Origin of the sequence: Undibacterium sp. TJN25 (genome assembly GCF_049339885.1) — a bacterium.
In the GTDB taxonomy this organism is placed as follows: Bacteria; Pseudomonadota; Gammaproteobacteria; order Burkholderiales; family Burkholderiaceae_D; genus Undibacterium.
This window is the reverse complement of sequence record NZ_JBMPPM010000012.1, coordinates 156,485-179,646: the sequence shown is the minus strand read 5'-3', so window position 1 is coordinate 179,646 and position 23,162 is coordinate 156,485. Positions and strand designations below refer to the sequence as shown.

Sequence of the window (23,162 nt, the reverse complement as noted above, 5' to 3'; positions counted from 1 at the left end):
GCCGCCTTGTTCCACACCGGTGATCAGCACCGGGTTCAGGTTGGCGCGGGCGGCATAGACTGCGGCTGAGTAGCCGGCGGGGCCGGAACCGAGGATCAGGACTTTGGCGTGTTTTGGTGTGGACATAGGAAACCTGAGAATAATAGACAGCGATGGGCAGCGTCGAGAGACGTAAAAGTATCTTGGATACGTGCTTAAAAGTAGTGCCGGAACACAAAATTTCAAGCTGGCAGCTAATTCTATTGGCACGAATCGGGGTAGGGTGAGATTATAGACGAATCCGCCCCTGCAGACTTGCCGGGGCCTATTTTCCTGAGTCCATATTCGGGGATAACCAGATTAGAAGAATGCTTCCAGAACCATCAAATGTTTCCCGTAGGACTAGTCCGATTGGCGGCTATGCCCCTTACATGCTATCTTGTCACCGTTTTGACATTCTTAGTGTGGCTCTTTTTCGAGATTTATGACTACTACCAACGAAGCCTACACACGCAAGCGTGCTACCACTCCTGCCCAGCCCCTGCCCAGCCGTGTCGTCGTGCTTCTTACCGAAGCGCGCTGGATCGTGGTTGCTGCGCTCAGTATTTATTTGATACTTATTCTTGTCAGCTATGCCAAGGTCGATCCTGGCTGGTCGCACGCCAGCATCGTGCCGCGCATTCATAATATCGGTGGGCGCGTAGGCGCCTGGATTTCCGATTTGCTCTTGTTCATCTTCGGCGCCTCCGCCTGGTGGCTATGCGTTGCCTTGCTCAGGATGGTATGGGAGGATTACCGGCAACTAACCCGGCGCCTGGTTGTCGAGGCGGCAACTGAGCCGGTACACCAGTATGAAAAATTCATCCAGGGCGGCGGCTTCGTCTTGCTAATGGCGGGCAGCATGGGTATAGAGTTCCTGCGCATGTACAGCTTGAAAATACCGATGCCGCGCGCCCCTGGCGGCGTGCTGGGCGAGCTGATAGGGCATGGCTCCTTTACCGCCTTTGGTTTTACCGGCGCAACTTTGCTGCTGTTGCTGTTATTTGCACTGGGTATCAGCCTGTATTTTCATATTTCCTGGCTGGTCGTCGCCGAAAACCTGGGCAGAGGTATTGAATCCGTTTTTACTTTCATCCAGAGCAAGATCGCCGCGCGGGAAGACCGTAGGGTAGGGCAAACTGCCGCTGTGAAACGGGAAGAGATCGTTGTCCATGAAAGGGCCAAGATCATTGAAGCGCCGCCGATACGCATAGAACCGCAGGTCGTGGCGGTTCAAAAGTCGGAGCGAGTGGAGAAAGAAAGGCAGGTCTCTCTATTCAACGACATGCCGGACACCAATCTGCCGCCCCTGTCTTTGCTGGACGACGCTCCTGTAGCCCAGGAAACAGTCAGCATAGAAACGCTGGAATTCACCAGTCGCCTGATAGAGAAGAAGCTGTCGGACTTCGGTGTAGACGCCAAGGTGATTGCCGCCTATCCGGGGCCGGTCATTACCCGTTATGAAATAGAACCGGCAACCGGCGTCAAAGGCAGCCAGATCGTTGGCCTGGCGCGCGATATTGCCCGCTCACTGTCGCTGACTTCCATACGCGTTGTCGAAACCATTCCCGGCAAAAATTATATGGGTCTGGAATTGCCCAATCCCAAGCGCCAGATCGTAAGATTGACTGAAATCCTGGGTTCCAAGGTCTATAACGACAGCCATTCCAGCCTGACGGTAGCGCTGGGCAAGGATATTGCCGGCAATCCGGTTGTTGCCGATCTGGCCAGGATGCCGCATTTGCTGGTTGCGGGCACGACCGGCTCGGGTAAATCCGTGGGCATCAACGCGACCATTCTGTCGCTGCTGTACAAATCCGACCCCAATGATGTACGGATGATATTGATCGATCCCAAAATGCTGGAGATGTCAGTCTACGAAGGCATACCGCATCTGCTGGCACCTGTTGTCACTGACATGCGCCAGGCAGGCCATGCGCTGAACTGGGCTGTGGCCGAGATGGAAAAGCGCTACAAGCTGATGTCCAAGCTGGGGGTGCGTAACCTGGCGGGCTATAACGCAAAAATAGCAGATGCGCAGAAACGCGAAGAACATATCCCGAATCCGTTCAGCCTGACACCGGACGCCCCGGAACCATTGGAAAAACTGCCGACGATCGTCATCATCATCGACGAATTGGCCGATCTGATGATGGTTGTAGGCAAGAAAGTGGAAGAGCTGATCGCGCGTATTGCCCAAAAAGCGCGCGCGGCGGGCTTGCATTTGATACTTGCGACCCAACGTCCTTCTGTAGACGTCATCACCGGCCTGATCAAGGCAAATATCCCGACCCGGATTGCCTTCCAAGTCAGCAGCAAGATAGATTCGCGCACCATTCTAGACCAGATGGGTGCGGAAGCCTTGCTCGGTATGGGTGACATGCTCTACATGCCGCCTGGCACTGGCTTGCCGATACGGGTTCACGGCGCCTTTGTGTCCGATGAAGAAGTGCATAGGGTCGTACAGCATCTGAAAGCCCAGGGTGAACCGAATTATATTGAAGGCATCCTGGAGGGCGGCGTACTGGAAGAGGGCGCGGAAGGCGGTGCGGCAGGCGAGGGCGGCGCCAGCGGCGAAGCAGACGCATTGTACGACCAGGCGGTGGCCGTGGTCCTGAAAAACCGCCGCGCGTCCATCTCGCTCGTGCAGCGCCACCTGCGCATAGGATACAATCGCGCCGCCCGCCTTCTGGAACAGATGGAACAAAGCGGCCTCGTATCGACCATGCAGTCGAACGGCAATCGGGAAATCCTGGTGCCGGCAGGAAATACAGAATAGGAAAACCGTGAATAAAAACAGCTTACAGAAATTATTGCTTGCTTGCGCGTTAGCGCTGCCGGTGCTTGCGCATGCATCCGGCATGGACCAGTTCAAGACCTTCGTCGCCAATACCAAAAGTGCCAAGGGCGAATTTTCGCAGCAGATGGTAAAAACCGTGGACGGCAAGGCCAAGATATCGAAAACCTCGACCGGCACCTTCCAGTTCGCGCGTCCGGGCAAATTCATCTGGACATACGTTAAACCGTATGAGCAGGTGCTGCAGGCAGATGGGGACAAGTTATTCATCTACGACAAGGATTTGAATCAGGTCACTATTAAAAAACTCGGCGACGCCTTGGGCTCCAGCCCTGCGGCAATCCTGTTCGGCAGCAGCGACCTGGAAAAGAATTTCACGCTGAAGGAAGTCGGCCCCAAGCAGGGGCTGGAGTGGTTTGAAGCGATCCCTAAAAGCAAGGACACCAGCTTCGACCATATCGGCATAGGCATGAAAGACGGCGTGCCCATGGCGCTGGAGTTGCGGGACAGCTTTGGCCAGATTTCGCTGATTACACTAAAAAATGTAGAAAAAAATCCAGCGATGAAACCCGAACAATTCAAATTTGTCGTGCCAACCGGCGCAGATGTGTTCCAGCAATGACCGCTCGTTTCATTGCTGGATGCAAATCTGCAAGCCCATTGCAACTCATTTGCCTTCGCTTTATTGCAGCAAGAGCCTAGCCTGTGTCAGATCTGTTTAAAATTGAACCAACGCCGCCTCTGGCCGAGGCTTTGCGACCCAAAAACCTCGATGAAGTAATCGGGCAGACACATCTGCTCGGACCGGGCAAGCCCTTGCGGCTGGCATTCGAGTCCGGCAAGCCGCACTCGATGATATTGTGGGGGCCGCCAGGTGTAGGCAAGACCACGCTGGCTCGCCTGACCGCCAATGCCTTTGGATGCGAATTCATTGCACTGTCTGCTGTCTTTTCCGGGGTCAAAGATATTCGCGCCGCGATGGAACAGGCGGAGCAAAACCTGGCAATGGGCAAACATACCATCCTGTTCGTTGATGAGATTCACCGATTCAACAAATCGCAGCAGGATGCCCTGCTGCCGTATGCAGAGTCTGGTCTGGTCACCTTTATTGGGGCCACGACCGAGAACCCTTCATTTGAAGTGAATTCTGCATTGTTATCGCGTGCCCAGGTCTACGTGCTTAAATCATTGACCGAAGACGAACTCAAGCAGTTGCTGGCTATTGCCCATACCCGGTCCGAGACCTTATCGCATCTGGAGTTCGATCCGGCGGCGATCGATACACTGGTTGGCTACGCGGATGGCGATGCGCGCAGGCTGCTCAACCTGCTAGAGCAGACCAATACCGCTTCCGGCGCCGCGCGGACCAATAAAATCACGCCTGAGTTCATCCAGAACGCACTGACGCTGAATGCACGACGATTCGACAAGGGTGGAGATAATTTTTACGACCAGATATCGGCACTACATAAATCGGTACGCGGCTCCAACCCGGACGCTGCACTCTACTGGCTGTGCCGCATGCTGGATGGCGGTGCGGATGCCAAGTATCTGTCGCGCCGCATCGTCCGCATGGCATGGGAAGACATAGGCCTGGCCGATCCCCGCGCGATCCAGATCGCCAATGATGCTGCTACTACCTATGAACGCCTGGGTTCGCCGGAAGGCGAACTGGCCTTGGGCCAGGCGGTCATTTACCTGGCTATCGCCGCCAAGAGCAATGCCGGATATAAGGCCTTCAACCAGGCCATGGCATTCGTGAAGCAGGATAAATCCCGCGAAGTACCTGTGCATCTGCGTAATGCGCCGACCAAACTGATGAAGGAGTTGGGTTATGGGCACGAGTATCGCTACGCCCATGATGAGCCGCATGCTTACGCCGCCGGTGAAACCTATTTTCCTGAGGGTATAACTGATCCACACTGGTACGAACCGGTTCCACGTGGAGTGGAAAGCAAAATTACAGAGAAAATGGCGTTTCTGCGACAACTCGACGCTGATGCTAAATAAAGACGTTCTTCAAAATCTGGCGACAGCAGAAATTGAGCTTGACGCATGGCTTAACCCAACTTCACCGTACAGATCTTATTTATCTACCAGCAATTCGTTGCGGTCGCGCCGGGGCCATTCGATTGAACCCCAAAATTATTCACGATGAACGAGGAACACGCATCCCCTGTTTGTTTGCCGGAGGGAGTTGCCGTAGCCGTAAAATCAGACGTGGTAGTCTGCGTGACAGTCAAGGTATAGTAGACCTGACTGCCTGACGTGATGTTCACAGGAAAGACCGTTGTATAGTTTAGGTCTGTACCGACAATAGAATACGTATTGTGTGTGGCGAAGTATTTTTCTTCACGAGCAGCGAGGTCCAGCACAGCATTTTTCGCGTCGGTTCGCCTGGATTTCAGCACTTGGCCTTGATACGAGCTCATTGCTACTGCAGCCAGTACGCCAACAATCACGACCACGATCATTAATTCAACAAGGGTAAACCCGCAGGGGGAAGGGCAAGCTCTGAGAGGTGACGAAACAGGTGAATTTTGCATCATTTTTCTTCTGAAGTTAACGTAACTGCACCCATGTCAGCCGGCCGGCCTGGCCGCTAGGAGGGTCTATTTTTGTCACAGCACCGACTCCGGAAACAGTTTGCTGGACCAGATAAGGTTTGCCTGTAGTCGATGTTATGATCGAAGGCGTGCCTGTCGCACTCAGGCCAAAGCCGGCAATAATACCCGTCGGGGAAAATCCTGCGTCTTTCACTGCTGACGCAAAAAAAGAAGTCACCGGGGCGCCGCCTGTCTCAGCCGATATTGCCATTGTATAGCCAGATGCCGGCTGGGTATTACAGCTAAGTACCTGATTGACCGACGGTATGATGGTATTGACCAGGAAAGTACCGAAGGCAACCACGGGGTTATAGACGATCTGCTCTCCGGTGCTGTTATCCAGTGCAAGTTTCCAGCCGAACTGCGAACACTTGCCGGCGGCATCCCCTTTCCAGCAAACCGTATTTGCGCTGACAGTACGGTAGCCGGAAATAGAACCGCTGGCCGCAGCTGTAGTGGTCATGGTCTGGGTCTGAAGATTTGCAGTCGAATAGGTTTGCGGCGAAGTAAGAGCAGCATATTTGGCGGTGCTGCTTTTAGCATTCCAGGCAGTCAAGTTCCAGTCCCATATGCCGTAGAGGTACTGGGTGCCGCTGGCATAGGTTGCAGCACTGGTCAGCGTCTGCGGCCATTGTTCGCCGCTACCGAATGAAATCAGCAGTCGAGGAGAGCCTCCCGATTGCAAAATGGAGCTCACCGTCACCCTGGTGGAAATCGGTTGCCCACTTCCCGTCGTAAACATCGGGCTGGCGCCTGCGGCCCAATTGGCAGGGTTGCTGTCAGTAACATCGAAACGCCATACATTTCCTAGCGCATCTCCTGCATATAAATAGTCGGTCACATGATCTCCATCCAGATCGCCGGAGGCGACGTAATCAATCCCATTTTTGAGACCATTGGTATAACTGGCGTTTTTGACGCCGGTATCCAGGAAACGAAAAGTCTTTGCACCGGTTTTGTAGTTGACGGTCATAATGAAAATACCGGCGGTTCCAGTTGCGCTATCCCTTCCATTGCCGAATATGACGGCCCAGTTACCGTCATGCATCCTGCGTATGATGGGAGTGCCGTATTGGCTTCCCAGACTCGTATTGCATGTAGCAAGATTGGAGCAAGTGAGGTTGCTTGAGTCCCACTCTCCAAGCACGATGCTTGAAGCGTTGGATTCCTTGAATTGCGTGGGGTCGGTAATGTCCAGCGCAAATAGAATGCCTTTTGCGGAGCTGTTTATATTATTGTTAATATTGTCCAGTTCGTTGACTGTGCCTGTTGAATTGCCGCCGGCCCCTGTCCCGCCTACAAGCCAGGTATGCCATGCGCCGCTGTAATATAGATCCCCTGTCGCCGGTGTCGCGTCTACATACGCATTATGTGCATATTGTGGAGATGAAAAATCCAACGCAGTATTGGATGGATGAATACTGCTAACGGAGCCTGCCGGCACGTAGGCAAGCATTTCTTGCCCGTCATTGGTCGTTTTGGCGTAGCTGCCCGAGCTATCGTAGGCTCCAGCCCTGAAGCCATGCAGCATGCCGTCATTGGAGCCGACATACACGATATGAGTACGTGTCAGTTTTCCGTTTGCAAAAGTGGAATAACTGGAACCATATTCGGGAATGGAAGTAGTAGCCAGTAAGTCGGTGCCGACGGCTCCATAGTTGGAAGAAGGCGGTCCCACCCAGACCGGGCTGGAATTAACAATATCACCCAGTACACCATCGCGCCCTCGGAAAGGCCCGGGAGTAGCGGCAGTAATTTCCTTGCTACGATCGCCGCGAAGAAAATCGGTTCGTGTTGATCCATCAGTAACACCACCGATGGCCAGCTGTTGCGTCGTCGCTAAACTCGCATAGCGGAAAGGCGTGCCTACGCTACCGCTCCAGCTGAGCATGCTGCGGGACGTGGGGCTTTGTGCTGTCGTGGAGGTATTACCTGTAGCCGAGCATGTACCACCGGTTAGCGCACAGTTAGCATCCCAGTTTGCAGTGCTGTTGATCGATATATTGCCTGAAGCGTCCGCAACCAAATCCGAGGCAGTAAGCTGGCCCCACGAATTTTTTGGATGGTAATACGCAAGATACACTTGCGAGCCGGCTTGCACACGTGCGGCCTGCTGCACGTTGGTGCCTGCGGAATCGGACGCTGCATTGATTTGCGCCGCCTTGAAGCAGGTAATTTCATGCACATTACTGCCACCGCCGGTACCAGACGTAAATCCGAACAGAAAACTGGAAGGCAGGGGACCATTATTCGCAGTGATGGACTGCTTGCTGATAACGTTATTGGCAGATCCACCGTTCACGCTGTAAGAAAGGCTAAGCAGCCCATCTTGCGTAATACTTAACCCATAAGTAAAAACATTCGCTTTGCTCCGCAACGGCGAAGCCACCGCTTCCTGATTATAGATCGTCACCGTTGGACTAGTGGCTGAAACGGCAGTGGGCTGAACGATGAGGTTATAGTCCGGAATTTTTGTCAGCGTAGGGACGCCGATCACGCCGCTACTCCAGTCTTGTATGAATCCGGTACTGCAAGTCGCCTTCACTGCTGCCAGCAAATTGGTTGCTGAGAGTGTTTTAGGATAATACTTGGAATAGTCCCTCTGCAATGCCGTCCCAGCAATACTGCCTGCACCGCGTACAACGATAGAGCCTGGCTTCTGGCCGGGGCCATCGGAGGTCGAATCGCCAGGATTGGAGAAATTGCCGAACTCGTCCATCGCGACGGCCAGATAACCGCCATCCACACCGTCCGAAGGAGATTTTGAATTCGCGCAGCTGTAGCCAAGGCTTCCCCCAAACGCACCCGGCTTGGGAGCCTTGCTGCCATCCATCAAAAAGAAAGCGATACCGTCGGCTCCGGATTTTTTTCCATCGCTATTCTGATATGCATTACCGCCGTAGGTCACTGTCGAAAAAGTAACCTGCACACCTTGGCTGGTTGGGAAGGGCGTGGTGGAAATAACAGAACCTGTCTGGTTATTCCCGTTCGACCCATTGGCAGTCGTATCGCCGTTCGTCAGACGCAGCGCGCCCTGGCCGGAAGGGTCCGGCAAGACGCCGCTGACACCGCCCACTTGCGTCTTTCCAGAATAATAGGCCAGCCCCTTGCATGCGGGTATGGTGCTGGTAGAACCATCTCCAGCGGTGAGGCAGGCTCCATTGGTCGTGGTCCAGCCATAACTTGAGGAAGGTCCCGTCAATGTATCGCTGACCACAAGCTGTGCGCAGGCAGGGAAGGCGGTCAGCAGTGCAAGCGGCAGCGCGCTGAGAGGTCCGATGCAAATTTTTGAAGAATTTTTCATATCCAGACCCTGTCAAGGATTATCCAGTGGCGTAACATTTGCTGTAACCGCAACGACGCTTTGAACCACAGCGACGGTGCCGCTGCTACCTCCGTACCCGGCTCCTGTTACCGAGTAGAGTGCTTGTTGGCCACTTGGAGAAAGGCCAAGATAAGATATATTGAGTTTGGGAGAACCAAAATACTTAATATCGGCATTGGAGTTGCCATCGGTTGCCGTACCTCCGGGAGTGCCGGAAGCCGCAATTTGCATAGCCGGGGGCGTATATACCAACGCACCAATCCAGTTGGCCGGGTCTGTCGGATTGCCTAGCACGGCTGCGCAAGTGCGCATATTGGCAACAGAGATTATGGTCACGTTGCCGGAGCATGCCCCGCCGATTCCAGGGGAGCCTTGTCCTAGCCACCATTCCCCATACTGCAGTGCACTTTGTGCCGCCTCGAATGCACGCGCCTTTTCCCTGACATTTCCTGCAATTTTTTGTTGAACCCCGTAGCCACGAAACATACTGATTGCCAACAGCGTCAGCATGACCAGAATTAACATGGCAGTTATCAATGCCACGCCCTCATTCCGGCGGTGCCCGCAACGATGCGTCGGCAAGAGAGGTATCGTGTCCGTTGTTAGCATGCGGCTGGGGTCATGGTTTATTCATCAGGTTAATGGTGTGCAAAAGCGGAGGCAGGCTGACCGTCTTGCCGGTTGTAGAATTAATCAAGTCAATGAAGCTAATCTTGATTTGTACGGAAATCACTGCAGGCCAATAATTTTTGGCAGTTATATCGCTAGAGCTAAGGTAAGTGTCGGAGCTACCGTCAGCATCGGTGTCGACTCCATACAAGACTTTGATAGCGGAAACGTTGTCCACCAGCACCGTCGCTGTGCCGGGAGCACCGCCATCTGTTGCGACCGTACAGGTAAGCTGCTTTGACGCATTGACGGCAAAGCTGTTGCTCCATACCGTTGTAGGTAAAGAAGTATTCGTATCGCCCAGGCAATTCATCAGTCCGTCACCATTTGCACTCTGAAAGCGCACATTGACTGTGTCGCTTTGCGCGCCGGTGGTAGCGCTGATGCCTTGCGCTGCTGCATAGGTTGTCCCATCCGGATTGGCATTGGAAGTTAGCGGTAATGCGCCTGCCGCCGTGACTGCTGTCGGATTTGCGTAGTAGCCGGTCACGCGTATCGTATTGTCAAGCACCGATAACGTAAATCTTTCGCTTTCCTGCATGCGGGTGAGACTATCTTGAGTACTAAAGCTGCCCTTCATGCTGACGACTATTCCCACCATTCCTAAAACGATAAACAGGGAAATCACGATAGCGATCATCAACTCAATCAGGCCAAAGCCTGCGGAGTTGGCTATCTTTCCCAGTGGCGGGTGAAATTGAAAACGTCTCATGGTTTGACAAATACGCTGAATGACTGAGTCTCGGTGGTTACGGCAGATGCTGTCTTGTTCATTGCCACATTGTTTTCTTTCCAGGTCACGTAAATTTCGCAACTAACAGGCTGATTGGTGTTGTCCGTACAGTCTATTTTTGCGGTATAAGTGGGGAACTGGTTATACATATCGTTCGCCCATGCCTGGACATCATTTGCAGCCATGGCGGCGGGTGTGCAAAGGGTGGCACACCCCCCTGAAATACTGGCATTCAGAATACCGCTGGAATCGGTGACCTTTGTTGTGGCTGCTGAAAATGTGGATGGCACGCTGTTTGAAGCCCAGAATTTTTTATTAGCATGCATTGCTGACGCAAGGCTTCCGACTTGTAAGGCGATCAGCGACCGGCTACCAGAAGTTTTAGTGCTGGCAATCGCCAAGGCCTGCATTTTTGCCAGACCCAGCAAACCTACAGCCGTCACAACCAGAGCGATCAGCACCTCTATCAAGGTAAAACCGCATCTTTTTTTCAGCGCAAAAAAAATTGAATTCATGCGCAGGCTCCAATTCCTGCCGATTGGACTTCCACGCGGCCTGTTTTTATAATCGCAACGCACTGCGTTGCCTTCGTATTTAAGGGGCTGGTATGAAGCGTGAAAGTAACTGTGCCGGCAGGCAGCCCAATGGTGAAACCCTCACGTCCGAACGTGATTGAGTTGGCCGAATTATCTGCTGTAAAAGTGTCGGTTCCAGACCAGTTTTTTCCAACACGGACAATAGCGCTGACAGTTTTATCGGCATTGGGATCTACAAAAACGATCCAGCCTTTATGCCATGCATTGGAGGCTGAAGAGCATGCTGTACCGTTTACCGATGCGCATATCGTCACAGGCAAACCTTGCTTGATTGCTTCAGTGCGCGCAAATTGCATATCCCGTACCATTTCGTTGGCTTCGCCTAAAATACGGAATTTTTGTGTTGTTGCGGTGAAAGATGGCGCGGCCAGCGCAACCAGAATGCCGCCAATCACCATCACGATCAGCACTTCAAGGAGTGTGACGCCTCTCTGCTGGCAATAGGTTACATGACGGAGCGCATGCTGCCCAATCGCCGGTCGCTGCGAGCCCACAAAAAATTGGTAGATAAGCTTATCCGATACCGTTTTCATCGCATCCTTGTTTCAGCCCTTCAGAACGCTAAAGTGCAACCGGTGCAAATAGGTGCGTGGAACCTCCATAAACGCAATTTTCTCCATTTAATCCAGCTGTGCTGACTTTACCGCTCTACAACACACGGCCAAAGCACGCATCCGATGATTGAATGCTGCATCTATCATCAGGGTGCTTAAGAAAATTGGTATCAGCTTTGCAAGCTTTTATCAATGTAGGGCTTGTAACAAAGCTTGTAAACCTGTCATTTACTGAAGGTAGCAATAATTTCCGAAAAAATTTTGGGCGTTGTATGAAGAAAAGAGGATCGATTTTGAGATACAAATCTCATATTATGGTGCTTCAAATAATTTAAATCTGCCACTAGCTCGTCTGTTTATTAGAGACGCATGGACATTTTTCTCGTTGCGAGTTACTCCGAAGAAATGACAATGTAAACATTGTCGGATTCGTATACTGATATCAGCAAAGTCACGCCCTGCTTGTTGTTTGATAACAATGCACAAGAAGTTGCCAGGTTTTACAGAGTAATTTGCCCGAATTCGGCAATAGGAAGATTTTCAGTTACAGTGAAGTAGTGCATGAGTTGCATGGTAGACCCACATTATGGTTGTAGCATTTCAACTGGATAAGAAATTGACCATCATTGGCACAAACTATCTGAAGCCTGGATGAAAGAGCCAAACAGTGCGGCAGGCTCAAGGATAAATACGGCGTTTCCTGGCAAATTGTCTTTATCCTCCTTGCAAAATGTTGAGCAATGAAGATTTGGATAAAGCGAACGATCCATGCAGGGACGTTGCGGGTGAGAAAGCTGAATATCCAGGAATTGAAGGGTGCCTGTACAGGTCAATTTTAGAGAAACGCGGAGAAGCCGGCAAAAGGCGTCTAGGCTTTGCCGATACCACAAGGTTTTTCTAAAACCCGCTGTCTATTGGTACAATATGCGGTTCAGATAACAACATCGCATATTGCTAACTCGCCATGATCGACATTCAACTCCTCCGCAAAGACATAGACACGGTCGCAGCACGTCTGGCCTCGCGCAAGTTTCAACTTGATGTCGCCGCTTTCAATGCATTGGAAGCAGAGCGCAAACAGATACAGACCCGTACTGAAGAACTGCAAGGCAAACGCAATAGCCTGTCCAAGCAGATCGGCATGCTCAAGGGCAAGGGTGAGGACGCATCCGCAGTGATGGCGGAAGTCGGCGGCATAGGCGATGAATTGAAAGCGTCCGAAATACGCCTGGGTGAACTACAGACGGAAATCAGCAACTTCATGCTGGCAATCCCCAATCTGCCGGATGAATCGGTTCCGGTAGGCGCAGATGAAGCTGGCAATGTAGAAGTGCGTAAAATCGGCACGCCGGCAGTATTTGATTTTGAAGTAAAAGACCATGTGGACGTCGGCGCCGCCCTGGGCCTGGAGTTTGATGTTGCCGTCAAGCTGACCGGGTCGCGTTTTGCCGTGCTGAAAGGCGGTATGGCGCGCCTGCACCGCGCATTGGCGCAATTCATGCTCGATACGCAGACACTGGAGCATGGCTATACCGAATGCTATACACCTTATATGGTCAACGCAGACTCCATGCGCGGCACCGGCCAGTTGCCTAAATTTGAGGCTGATCTGTTCGCTGTTAAAAAAGGCGGCCAGGAAGGCGAGGGCGAAACCCTGTACCTGATCCCCACGGCTGAAGTAACGCTAACGAATACCGTGCGCGACGAAATTCTGGCCGCGGAAGACCTGCCGCTGAAAATGACTGCACATACGCCTTGCTTCCGTTCTGAAGCCGGCAGCTATGGCCGCGATACGCGCGGCATGATACGCCAGCATCAGTTTGATAAAGTGGAACTGGTGCAGATCGTTCATCCGGAAAAATCTTTTGAAGCGCTGGAAGAAATGGTCGGCCATGCGGAAGCGATCCTGAAGAAACTAGGCTTGCCTTACCGCGTCGTCAGCCTGTGCACCGGGGACATGGGCTTTGGCGCCACTAAAACTTTTGACCTGGAAGTGTGGCTGCCGGCGCAAAACACCTATCGTGAAATTTCCTCGGTGTCGAATATGGGAGCCTTCCAGGCGCGCCGCATGCAAGCCCGCTTCCGCAATGCGCAAGGAAAACCTGAACTGGTGCACACGCTGAACGGCTCTGCCCTGGCGGTAGGCCGTACACTGGTCGCCGTGCTGGAAAACTACCAGCAGGCAGACGGTAGTGTGCTGATTCCTGAAGCCTTGCGTCCTTACATGGGCGGCATAGAAAAATTGCTGCCCGCTGCAAAATAGACACGGCCTCATAAAGCACAGCCTCAATAAATAAAAAGCCCCGGATGAATCTCTCGTCCGGGGCTTTTTACCTTTTACACTTTACCTACTAGGACCACCTCATCACGCCACGCGCGGCTCGTCGTCCATGCGCCTGTCCACGAACAGGCTGTTGCCATGTATTTTTTTTGCCTGCTTCTTGGCCTCGGATGCTGCAATCGATATCTGGTGATGCGAATAGTGCTGGCTCAGCCGTGAGCGCACCACGCCCAGCGACAGGCTGATCAACGGATAAAACACCTTCTTGCCTTGCCGGTCTTCGCTGATGTAGCCGCCGCGTTCACGGTCTTCGTTGCTGTAAAATTCCTGGATTGCGTTTGCAAAACCGTTCAGGATGCCGTGGCAGCGGGCTTCCCAGTCAGCGCTCTGAAACAGGATGATGAAATCATCCCCACCTATATGGCCGATGAAATCAAGCTGGGTGTCGCAGTGCTTTTTCAATACTTCACTGGTCATCTGGATGATGTCGTCCCCGCGGCGGTAGCCGTATACATCGTTGAAGGGCTTGAAATGGTCGAGGTCGCAATAGCACGCACAGAAGGTTTGTCTCTTTTGCAGCAACTGGTCTATGTGCTCGTTGATCGGCACATTGCCCGGCAGCTGTGTCAGCGGGTTGGCATAGCGGGCGGCATTGATCTGCATCTGCGTAATTTCACGCATCAGGTCTGGCCCCGTACCCAGGCCCAGATAACGCCCCTGGTCAGTAATGATGATGCCATTGATCAGGTGGTCCGGATTGGCTTCCACGATAATATGGCTGACATCCTGCATGCTGGTGTTCTTGTCCACGATGATGGGATAGGGATCCATGAATACCTTGCATGGCTTCCTGCCATACAACTCGCGCTGATAAGGGCGCGCAAAGCGGTCTATCATGTGGTAGCGGTGAATCAGGCCCACAGGTATGCCGTCATCCACCACCGGAATGATCTGCAGGCGGGGATCGCGCAGGAACAGGTCGTCCACCTGGTTGTTCAGCATGCTGGAATTGATCGTCGGCGGTGTTTTCAGAATCTTTTCTATCGTGGCCAGCTGCTCGAAGCTGCCAGCAGGACGCCGCTGGTAAATGCTGTTGGCGCTTAATATCTTGGCGACCTCCGCCGATACCGCGCGCGCGGGATTGGGATGGGGCTTGGCGATGTGGTAGCCCTGGCCGCACGCAACGCCCAGGTCTCTGATTGCGATCAGCTCGGCCTGTGTCTCTATGCCTTCCGCCACGACCTTGGTGCCGGATTTTTCTGCAATGCCCTGGATCGAACGCACAAACTGCATCTTGACCGGATCATTATCTATGCCCTGGATAAAATGCATGTCTATCTTGACGTATTCAGGCTTCAGCTCCGACCATAGCCGCAGGCTAGAGAATCCTTCGCCAAGATCGTCGATCGCAATTTCAAAACCCATCCGGCGATAATGGACCACCGCTTCGCACAGCAGCGCATAGTCATGCGTAGGCTGGTATTCCGTCAGCTCGATAATCACCCGCGCCGGATTGATGCCGATATCGTGGATGTAATCCAACGTCTCCCCATGCTTGACGTCCCGCTGCAGCAGGCTTTCGGGACTGACATTCAAGAACAGTTTGCCGGGCAGTTCCAGTGCAGCAAACTGCTCCAGCACGATACGACGGCATAAATGCTCCACCGTGACCGTCAGGTTATGCTCGGAAGCCGCCTTGAACAGGTTAACGGGGGAATGCAGCGGGCTATCGGAGGGCCCGCGTATCAGGCCCTCATAACCGAGTATCTCGCCGGTATGCATCTGGATGATAGGCTGAAAACGTGCCGTCAGCAGGCGATGACCGATGATCTTGTGCAGCTGCGCCAGCGTTTTGCTATCGTCTTCAGGCAATAAAGCAGAAACGACGGCTGCGGATGAAGGAAGGGCCGCTTCATAAGAAGTAAAATCTTCAGGAAAACCCGGCAAAGCAGCGCCCATACAATGTGAACCTTTTAAAAAACGCCCAGGCAAAGACGAAACTCGTCATTTGCAGCGTCATATTCGATGAGAATCCTGCGCCGCTCAGCTGCAATGGAGTCGGCGCGGCCTATGCAGACGGGATTCGTGCATATTGCCGAATAGTAATGTGACTTTATGACAGCCGTATGTCACCCTGAAGGGCAGGTAATTTATTATTGGCGATTATTTGTACTGAAAATTCCCTCGGGGCTATGAAAGGAAATATTTTTTTGCTATACTCTTTGGCTTCGCCGGGCATTGCAAAATGAAGGTCCGCGAAGCAGACCAGCAACAGGAGAGGTGGCAGAGTGGTCGAATGCACCGGACTCGAAATCCGGCATACGTGAATAACGTATCGTGGGTTCAAATCCCACCCTCTCCGCCATAAAAACAAGTAGTTGGCAATAAAATGAAGCCCCTTGATAAAAAGGGGCTTTTTTGTTTTTGTGTGCCTTGATACGGAGATGATCTCGACATTTCGCTTATTTGACGAACCCTAGGCACTCAGGGCATGCTCGCCCCTTATAGGATGAAGAGGGGTTCAGCGGGACGTGCCGGCATCTTCCGATTTCGACTGATGTCCCGCCAGGCGGCGGCCACCGATCCAGTGGATTACGGAAGCGACAAGCCCCAGCACTACGCCAAAGATCACAATGCCCGTCCAGCCGAAACGGGTCATCAGCCAGCCGCTGATCATCACGCCGACGGCGCCGCCGAAGAACGTGGCGGTCATGTAAAGGCTATTAATACGGCCCTGTGCTTTGGGATCAACCGCAAACGCACGGGTCTGGTTGGACACCAGGCCCGACTGCACGCCGATGTCGAGCACGATGACGCCGATGATCAGGCAAATAAGCGAAAACTCCGCACCGGCCAGGATCAGGTAAGCCAGCGTGGTGATGCCGATGCTGGCTCCGATGACACGCCGGGATCCCTGGCGGTCGGTGGCGCGTCCGCCGAGCGAGGCGGCAAGCGCACCGGCCGCGCCGATGATGCCGAAGCCTCCTGCCCACGCACTGCCAAGGTGCCATGGTCCGTGCGCCAGGAGCTCCGCCAGATTCACCCAAAAAGCGTTGAAGCAGGCCCACAGCAAGGCCTGCACCATCATCGATTCGCGAATTGGGCGATGGTCGCGCGCGAGTGGCCATAATGATGCGAGCAAGCGCCCGTAGGACAGGTTTGTGCTGGGCACACCGCTCGGGAGAAGCTGCGCAGCCGCGATCCAGACCGGGACCATGAACGCCGCTTCCAGACCGTAGACCGCGCGCCAGCCGTAGGCCGCACCAACCGCACCGCTGATCGTGCGGCCAAGCAGGATGCCGACCATGATGCCGCTGACAACCGTGCCGACGGAGCGTCCACGTTCGCTCGGCAGCGACATGACGGCCGCGAAAGGCACAAGTTGCTGCGGTACGCAGCTGACGATGCCAAGACCGAAAGAAGCCGCAATCAATGACCAGATGCCAGGGGCCAGCGCCGCCGCCGTGGCGAAGCCGAAGGCACACGCAATCTGGCCGAGTACCAGCTTGCGCCGGTCAAAACGGTCGCCGAGCGGCAGCAACAAGGCAAGCCCTGTTGCGAAGCCCAGCAGCGCAGCGCCGGCAACGAGATCGACCGTCGTCAAGTCAACCTGCAGGCCCGATGCTATCAAGGGCAGGATAGGCTGGGTACAATAAATGTTGGTGATCACCGCGCCGGCAATAATCGCCATCATGACGATCTTGCCTCGGGATGCTACCGCGGGCGCATTGGGATTATCGGGTGTAACGGGTATGCTGTTCACGGCAGCTCCTTTGTTTGAATGTCTCCTGATACCTGCAGCGGAATGCCACGGTGGAGAGCTTATTGTTCAAGTGTAGGCGCTTGCATTTATAAAGATAATCCCATAAGATCAGGAATCATTCTTCCATTACTTGATAGAATTCAATGGATCGACTTGAATCAATGTCCGTTCTCGTGGCTGTTGTTGAAGCGGGCAGCCTGTCGGGTGCCGCGCGTCGCCTCAACATGCCGTTGGCAACGGTCAGCCGCAAGCTTGGGGAACTGGAGTCGCACCTGAAGACGCGTTTGCTTCACCGCACGACGCGTCAGCTTTCGTTGACGGAAGCCGGGAGCTCATACGTTGCTGCTTGCAGGAAAATACTGGAAGAAATTGGGGAAGCCGAGCGCGCTGCGACAGGTGAATATGCCGCACCTAAAGGCGAGCTGGTGGTTACGGCCCCTGTTGTTTTCGGACGCCTGCATGTCGTGCCCGTAGTTGCAGAATTTCTTGCGCATTATCCTGAGATCAACATTAGCCTGGTGCTGACGGATCGCGTCGTGCATTTGATGGAAGAGCAGGCCGACATCGCGGTCCGGATAGGCGAATTGCCCGATAGCACACTCATGGCGACGGGAGTCGGCACGGTGCGCCGCGTCGTCTGCGGCAGTCCGGCATATCTGGCAGCGCATGGCGTGCCTGCCAGGCCCGGTGATCTCGACAGACTTGAGTGCATCAGCTTCGAAGTCCTTGAGTCAAAGCGCGCCTGGGTTTTCGGATCTGCCAGGGCTGAACTATCTGTGCCCGTACATTCAAGGCTTGCAGTCAATACGGCGGAAGCGGCTATCGCAGCCGCAATTCTTGGAGTAGGCCTGATACGCGTGCTGTCCTACCAGGTCGCGGACGCCATCCGTGACAATGCGCTTTGCGTCGTGCTGGACGCCTTTGAATCGGCGCCATTGCCCATCAGCCTTGTGCACAAAGGGCAGGCTCCTTTACCATTGAAGCTGCGTGCTTTCCTTGACTTCGTGACGCCACGCCTGCGCGCCCGTACATCGTGAGAATATTTTTATAGCAAGAGGGCATTTGAGTTTCTTATAGGCCTCACGCATTTTTTCTCCGTAAAGCCTCATCCAGCTCTCCAAACTTCGTCAAATTCCGCCTCTCGCGCCGCCAAAGCTTTCCTCCCGCTCACTCCAATTCACGTCCCGCGTTCCCTTTGTGCCGTACAGCAGCTGTCCCAAGAAGGCAATGAGCTCACGTATACAAACCCCCGCTTTTAACAATCCAGGCCGGCCTGCACCCCATGCATCAAAGGCTTTGCGATGATTTCCTGCCATGTTGGACTGCTTTACTGCCATTGTCGCATCCTTCATTTTTTGCCCGTTTTTAATGTCCCGAAATTGATACTGATTGGCCGCTCGGCAATGCAGGTAGGAATTTCTTTTAAACAGGTATTAAACGACACTCGGTCTACCAGAAATCAGGAGGAATGCATCATGAGTACGACCATCTTTCGCCTTGCCATGCTAGCTGGCGCCGTTGCACTGGTGGCCGGCTGCGCCAGCGACGGCGGGCTGAGACCACAAGCCCGGCTGCACGACGCAAATCAACTGCGAGCCGGCGTCACGCTGGCGCATGCAGAAGTTTCGCCCGTAGCCTGGCCTGCCCGCGACTGGTGGCATCGCTACGGCGACACGCAACTGAATCAGCTGGTCGACGAGGCACTGGCCACCAGCCCAAGCTTGCGCATGGCAGATGCGCGGGTACGCCAGGCGGCAGCTGTCGTTGGTTCGGCCGGTGCCGCGTTGTCGCCGCAAGTAACCGGTAATACCCACAGCGACCGCTTGGGATTTCCCAAGACCGGCGATACCCCGGATCCGCTGGCGGGCACCTGGCAATGGCACAACGAGGCGACGTTGAATTTTTCGTACGAACTGGATTTTTGGGGTAAAAACCAGTCCGCCGTCGATGCCGCAATGGGGCATCAAAGGGCTGCCGAAGTAGAAACCGAGGCTGTGCGTCTGATGCTGACCGTGGGCATGACGCAGACCTATCTGAAATTGTCGCAACTGTATGTACAGCGAGACCTGGGCGAGCAAGTCCTGGAACAGCGTCAGCAGGTGCTGAAACTAACGGAGCAGCGCGTGGCGGCGAAGATTGATTCACAATCCGACCTGAAACAGGCGCAGCTGACGGTACCGCTCGCGAAAGCGGATATTGCGTCCCTTGATGAATCCATTGCCCTGGTGCGCACACAGTTGGCGGCGCTGATGGGCGCCGGTCCGGACCGAGGCGGCAGCATCGCACGGCCACGACTGCAGTCTGTGCGCCCGGCTGCCGTGCCAAGTATCCTGCCCAGCGAGTTGCTGGCGCGGCGCCCGGACGTGGTCGCGCAACGCTGGCGCGTCGAGTCGCTACGCAAGGACATCGACGTGGCGAAAGCAGAATTTTATCCGAGCATTAATCTGAATGGCCTGATTGGCCTGCAGGCCTTCGGCTTGAGTAACTTCTTGCAGGGCAGTAGCCGGCTTGTCGATGGCGGCGCAGGGCTGAGCCTGCCGATTTTCGATGGTGGCAGGCTGCGTAGCAACCTGGCCCTGCGCGATGCAGATTATGACCTGGCCGTGGAAGCATACAACCAGACCCTGGTCGAGGCTTTGCACGATGTGGCGAGCCAGCTGGTGTCGATGGCATGGCTGGCCAGGCGCAATACGCTGCAGGCCGAAGCGCTGGACGCCGCACAGCAGGCATATGGCCTGGCGATGCAGCGCTACCGGTCCGGGGTAGGCAATTACCTGCAGGTGCTGGCCGCGCAAATCTCGGTGCTGGCGCAGCAGCGTACACAGATTGACCTCGATACACGGACTTTCGACCTCGACATGCAGCTGGCGCGCGCCCTTGGCGGTGGCTACCAGAATATCTCCAATCCAGGCCAGCAGGCCATTTCTTTACAGTGAAGATCATGACTCAGACGAATAGCAATGCCGTTGCTCCGCAAGCGAAAACGGCCGAAAAAAACCTCCTCAATGCGCAGAACGTCGTTATCGCCGCGCTGCTGATCGGTGCCGCCGGCGCGGCGTGGGCGATGCTCGCACCCACCGGCAAGCAGGTCACGGAAGACGCTTATGTCGAGGGCAACGTGGTGCAAGTGACGCCACAGCTATCCGGCAGTGTGACCCAGATCGGCGCCGACAACACGGACTATGTGAACGCTGGCCAGGTACTTGTGCAGTTGAATGAGGTGGATGCGCAGCTGGCGTTGTCGCGCGCCTCTGCGCAGTTGTCCAAAGCGGTGCGCCAGGTGCGCGTGGAATTTGCCAACGTCGGCCAGTACCGCGCCAATGTCACATTACGCGCAACCGACCTGTCGCGCGCCGAGGCCGATCTGGCCCGCCGCCACGACCTGGCCGGCAACGGCGCCATTTCGGGTGAAGATATGCACCACGCCGAAGATGCCGTGAAAACGGCGCGTGCGTCGCTCAGCGTGGCCGAACAACAACTGGCCAGCGCCAGCGCACTGGTGGACCAGACGGATATCAGTAGTCACCCCGAAGTGCAGGCCGCGATATCGCAGCTGCGAGATGCCTACATCGCGTCAGTGCGCACCACCTTGCGCGCGCCGGTGTCAGGGCTGGTCACCAAGCGCAATGTGCAACTGGGACAGCGTGTAAGCGCCGGGGCCGCGCTGATGTCCATCGTGCCGCCCGAACAGATGTGGGTGAACGCGAACTTCAAGGAGTCGCAACTGGGAGAAATCCGTATCGGCCAGCCGGTTACACTGTCCGCTGACGTGTATGGGAAAGCGGTGCGCTATAGCGGCCGCGTGATCGGGCAGGACGCAGGCACCGGCAATGCTTTCTCACTGCTGCCTGCGCAGAATGCCACCGGCAACTGGATCAAGGTGGTGCAGCGCGTACCTATCCGTATTGCGCTCGATCCGAAGGAGCTGGCAGCACATCCGCTGAAGCTCGGCCTTTCCATGCATGTGGCAGTCGACACGAACAATCGCAGCGGCCCGGTGGCGATGAATACCGTGGCCGGTCGCGCCGCCTATACCACCGACGTGTTCCAGCATGAACTGGAACAAGCCGATCAGCTGGTCGAGCGTATCGTTGCAGCCAACGGCGGCGGCTCCGCAAAGGCCCTGGCCAAGGCGAATTGACATGAGCCAGTCCAAACATCCACGCGAGGCGGCGCTGCTGGCCACCATCTTCCTGCTGAACGGAATTGAGTTTCTGCAAGGGGGGATGATTACGTTCGGTGCCGGACCTATCAGCGGAGAAATCGGAGCCTCACCCGAGGAATTTACCATCGTCACGGCGGTATATGCGGTAGTGGCGATTGCGGCAATTTCGAAGCAGCGTTGGTTGATCGAGCGGATAGGCTGGAGGCGGTTTGTACAGGCCTCGGCAGCGATATTCATTATTGGAGCAGCGATTTGCGGCACTAGTAGTTCCTTCCCGCAATTCCTGGCGGGGAGGGTAGTGATGGCGATGGCCGGCGGACCATTTTTGACCACCTCGCGCGTCATGGTCAACCTCATGCCGGCCAGTCCGCGGCGCTTTCGCGGCATCATGGCCTATGCCGGCGGGCTTGCCTTCTGCAATGGCATCGCACCCTGGCTGGCATCGATCGCCATCTCGCACGATAGATGGCCGGTCATCTTCGTGCTGCTTGCCGTAGTGGCCGCCATTGCTGCGGTATTGGGCACGATTGCCTTGCCCAACGAACTGACTCCGGTGGAACAGCGTAGCCAGTCGCATCCGCTCGCCGTGCTGGTGATGGCGGCCGGGGCTTTTCTCAGCCTGTACACCTTACAACGTGCGTCGTACGATTTTTACTCGGACGCGATGCCGCTATTGTTGGCCATCATTACGGGCATCGGCGCGCTGTGGTACTTCGGGCGCCACCAGTATCACCACGAGCGCCCACTGCTGGTGCTGAAACGTTTGATGACGCCACGTTATGTCGCTGGAATGGCCACATTTACCTTGGGCTACATGGTGCTGGGAGCAAACAATTACATGCTGCCGGTGCTGATGCAAGGCGGTCTGGGCTTTCCGTGGGGAGTGATAGGCCAGGTGCAGTCCGCCGGCCTGATCGTGGCGGTGCCGACCTTTGGCATCATGGCCATGATCCTGAAGAAAAATCAATCGGCAAAGAAATTCTACGTGACTGGGTTCGCCTTCCTGGCGCTGTCCGGCCTGCTGCTGGTGCGCCTGAACGGCGAGGCCGATTTATGGGCTGACGTGTGGCCGGGGATCGCACTCTTTGGAGCTTTCATTACTCCCGTGATGGTCACGACCGCTTTACACTCGTTCATGGATCTGCAAGGTGATGAAATAGCGTTTGCAAACGGGCAGCAGATCAAGAACATGCTGTCGCAATTCGGCGTTGCGCTGGGCGTGGCGGCAGCGGCGCTGGGCTTGCAGTGGCGCAATAGCGAACACCTGGCAGTCCTGCTCCAGCGCTTCAACGCCGAAGATATGACATTCAGTCGCCTGGCCGGGCAGCTTGGCGAGCAGTTCACGGCCAGCCATGGCGCCCAGGCGGCGCAAGTGGCGGTCGCCACACTGGCACAGCAGGTGAACCAGCAGGCGACACTGTTGTCCAGCCTCGATTATTTCGGTTTCCTGATTGTCCTTGGGGTGGCCGGCGCGCTGATGATGTCGGTGCAGCGGGTATTGAAATGAGTTGTGCTAATCCGCATGGCTGAGAGAAGCAAGGAGTGCGCGTCTTTCATCTTTGCAAGCCAGGATATCCGGTGGGCAAATACGCTGTTCGCAGGATTGCGGGCAGCCATGTTCAACTTCATGCTAGGATATTTCCATTCCCTTACAG

19 protein-coding genes and 1 tRNA gene are annotated in these 23,162 nt (G+C 54.9%); 11 read left to right on the top strand and 9 right to left on the bottom strand.

The genetic code is table 11. The annotated features are described in order from the left end of the window. Nucleotides 1–126, bottom strand: a 126-nt coding sequence (locus ACO0LO_RS24970; protein ID WP_422965170.1) for an FAD-dependent oxidoreductase, incomplete at its 3' end; no start/stop codon positions are given. A gap of 337 nt (nt 127–463) precedes the next feature. On the opposite strand from ACO0LO_RS24970, the gene ACO0LO_RS24965 reads away from it, so the two are divergent. From ACO0LO_RS24965 to ACO0LO_RS24955, 3 genes are all read left to right on the top strand, one after another. Then, complete coding sequence (locus tag ACO0LO_RS24965) at nt 464–2,797, top strand: DNA translocase FtsK (RefSeq protein WP_422968517.1); 2,334 nt, start codon at nt 464–466, stop codon at nt 2,795–2,797. Nucleotides 2,798–2,804: 7 nt separating this feature from the next. Further along, nucleotides 2,805–3,437, top strand: coding sequence for an outer membrane lipoprotein chaperone LolA (gene lolA / locus ACO0LO_RS24960; protein WP_422968515.1), 633 nt, complete (start codon nt 2,805–2,807; stop codon nt 3,435–3,437). Nucleotides 3,438–3,520: 83 nt separating this feature from the next. After that, a complete protein-coding gene (locus ACO0LO_RS24955) occupies nt 3,521–4,825 on the top strand; it encodes a replication-associated recombination protein A (protein WP_422968513.1) in 1,305 nt (434 codons plus the stop codon). Between the two features lie 83 nt (nt 4,826–4,908). Here the strand turns inward: ACO0LO_RS24955 and ACO0LO_RS24950 are convergent, their stop codons facing one another. The 6 genes from ACO0LO_RS24950 to ACO0LO_RS24925 are packed head-to-tail and all read right to left on the bottom strand — an operon-like array spanning nt 4,909 to nt 11,277. Beyond that, complete coding sequence (locus tag ACO0LO_RS24950; RefSeq protein WP_422968511.1) at nt 4,909–5,364, bottom strand: type IV pilin protein; 456 nt, start codon at nt 5,362–5,364, stop codon at nt 4,909–4,911. Between the two features lie 13 nt (nt 5,365–5,377). Continuing rightward, on the bottom strand, nt 5,378–8,725 hold the full coding sequence (locus ACO0LO_RS24945; RefSeq protein WP_422968509.1) for a pilus assembly protein: 3,348 nt from the start codon (nt 8,723–8,725) through the stop codon (nt 5,378–5,380). Between the two features lie 12 nt (nt 8,726–8,737). Continuing rightward, nucleotides 8,738–9,355, bottom strand: a complete 618-nt coding sequence (locus ACO0LO_RS24940) for a pilus assembly PilX family protein (protein ID WP_422968507.1) — start codon at nt 9,353–9,355, stop codon at nt 8,738–8,740. Nucleotides 9,356–9,365: 10 nt separating this feature from the next. Next, a complete protein-coding gene (locus ACO0LO_RS24935; protein WP_422968506.1) occupies nt 9,366–10,127 on the bottom strand; it encodes a PilW family protein in 762 nt (253 codons plus the stop codon). Continuing rightward, complete coding sequence (gene pilV / locus ACO0LO_RS24930; protein WP_422968504.1) at nt 10,124–10,663, bottom strand: type IV pilus modification protein PilV; 540 nt, start codon at nt 10,661–10,663, stop codon at nt 10,124–10,126. Before pilV ends, ACO0LO_RS24935 begins: the two co-directional genes overlap by 4 nt. Further along, the gene (locus ACO0LO_RS24925) at nt 10,660–11,277 is read right to left on the bottom strand and encodes a GspH/FimT family pseudopilin (protein WP_422968502.1); all 618 of its coding nucleotides are present in this window, start codon (nt 11,275–11,277) and stop codon (nt 10,660–10,662) included. The genes pilV and ACO0LO_RS24925 overlap by 4 nt, the downstream gene beginning before the upstream one ends. A 441-nt stretch (nt 11,278–11,718) precedes the next feature. Here ACO0LO_RS24925 and ACO0LO_RS24920 point away from each other — a divergent pair, with 441 nt between their 5' ends. From ACO0LO_RS24920 to serS, 3 genes are all read left to right on the top strand, one after another. Beyond that, complete coding sequence (locus ACO0LO_RS24920) at nt 11,719–11,856, top strand: VOC family protein (RefSeq protein WP_422968500.1); 138 nt, start codon at nt 11,719–11,721, stop codon at nt 11,854–11,856. Nucleotides 11,857–11,945: 89 nt separating this feature from the next. Next, a complete protein-coding gene (locus tag ACO0LO_RS24915; RefSeq protein WP_422968525.1) occupies nt 11,946–12,035 on the top strand; it encodes a VOC family protein in 90 nt (29 codons plus the stop codon). A 227-nt stretch (nt 12,036–12,262) separates the two neighbouring features. After that, nucleotides 12,263–13,561 (top strand): serine--tRNA ligase, encoded by a 1,299-nt coding sequence (gene serS / locus ACO0LO_RS24910; RefSeq protein ID WP_422968498.1) that lies wholly within the window; start codon nt 12,263–12,265, stop codon nt 13,559–13,561. Nucleotides 13,562–13,663: 102 nt separating this feature from the next. Here serS and ACO0LO_RS24905 read toward each other — a convergent pair whose 3' ends face one another. Further along, nucleotides 13,664–15,538: a GGDEF domain-containing protein gene (locus ACO0LO_RS24905; RefSeq protein WP_422968496.1), complete on the bottom strand. Its 1,875-nt coding sequence runs from the start codon at nt 15,536–15,538 to the stop codon at nt 13,664–13,666. A 315-nt stretch (nt 15,539–15,853) separates the two neighbouring features. Between ACO0LO_RS24905 and ACO0LO_RS24900 the strand changes: the two genes are divergently transcribed. Further along, nucleotides 15,854–15,944: transfer RNA gene (locus ACO0LO_RS24900), tRNA-Ser, on the top strand. Between the two features lie 156 nt (nt 15,945–16,100). Here the strand turns inward: ACO0LO_RS24900 and ACO0LO_RS24895 are convergent. Next, nucleotides 16,101–17,342 (bottom strand): MFS transporter, encoded by a 1,242-nt coding sequence (locus ACO0LO_RS24895; RefSeq protein WP_422968494.1) that lies wholly within the window; start codon nt 17,340–17,342, stop codon nt 16,101–16,103. A gap of 143 nt (nt 17,343–17,485) precedes the next feature. On the opposite strand from ACO0LO_RS24895, the gene ACO0LO_RS24890 reads away from it, so the two are divergent. From ACO0LO_RS24890 to ACO0LO_RS24875, 4 genes are all read left to right on the top strand, one after another. Beyond that, nucleotides 17,486–18,379, top strand: a complete 894-nt coding sequence (locus ACO0LO_RS24890; protein ID WP_422968492.1) for a LysR family transcriptional regulator — start codon at nt 17,486–17,488, stop codon at nt 18,377–18,379. Nucleotides 18,380–18,817: 438 nt separating this feature from the next. Beyond that, nucleotides 18,818–20,278, top strand: a complete 1,461-nt coding sequence (locus ACO0LO_RS24885; RefSeq protein WP_422968490.1) for an efflux transporter outer membrane subunit — start codon at nt 18,818–18,820, stop codon at nt 20,276–20,278. A 5-nt stretch (nt 20,279–20,283) separates the two neighbouring features. Continuing rightward, the gene (locus tag ACO0LO_RS24880; protein ID WP_422968488.1) at nt 20,284–21,483 is read left to right on the top strand and encodes an efflux RND transporter periplasmic adaptor subunit; all 1,200 of its coding nucleotides are present in this window, start codon (nt 20,284–20,286) and stop codon (nt 21,481–21,483) included. A gap of 1 nt (nt 21,484) precedes the next feature. Further along, nucleotides 21,485–23,014, top strand: a complete 1,530-nt coding sequence (locus tag ACO0LO_RS24875; protein ID WP_422968486.1) for an MFS transporter — start codon at nt 21,485–21,487, stop codon at nt 23,012–23,014. The last annotated feature ends 148 nt before the right edge of the window (nt 23,015–23,162 follow it).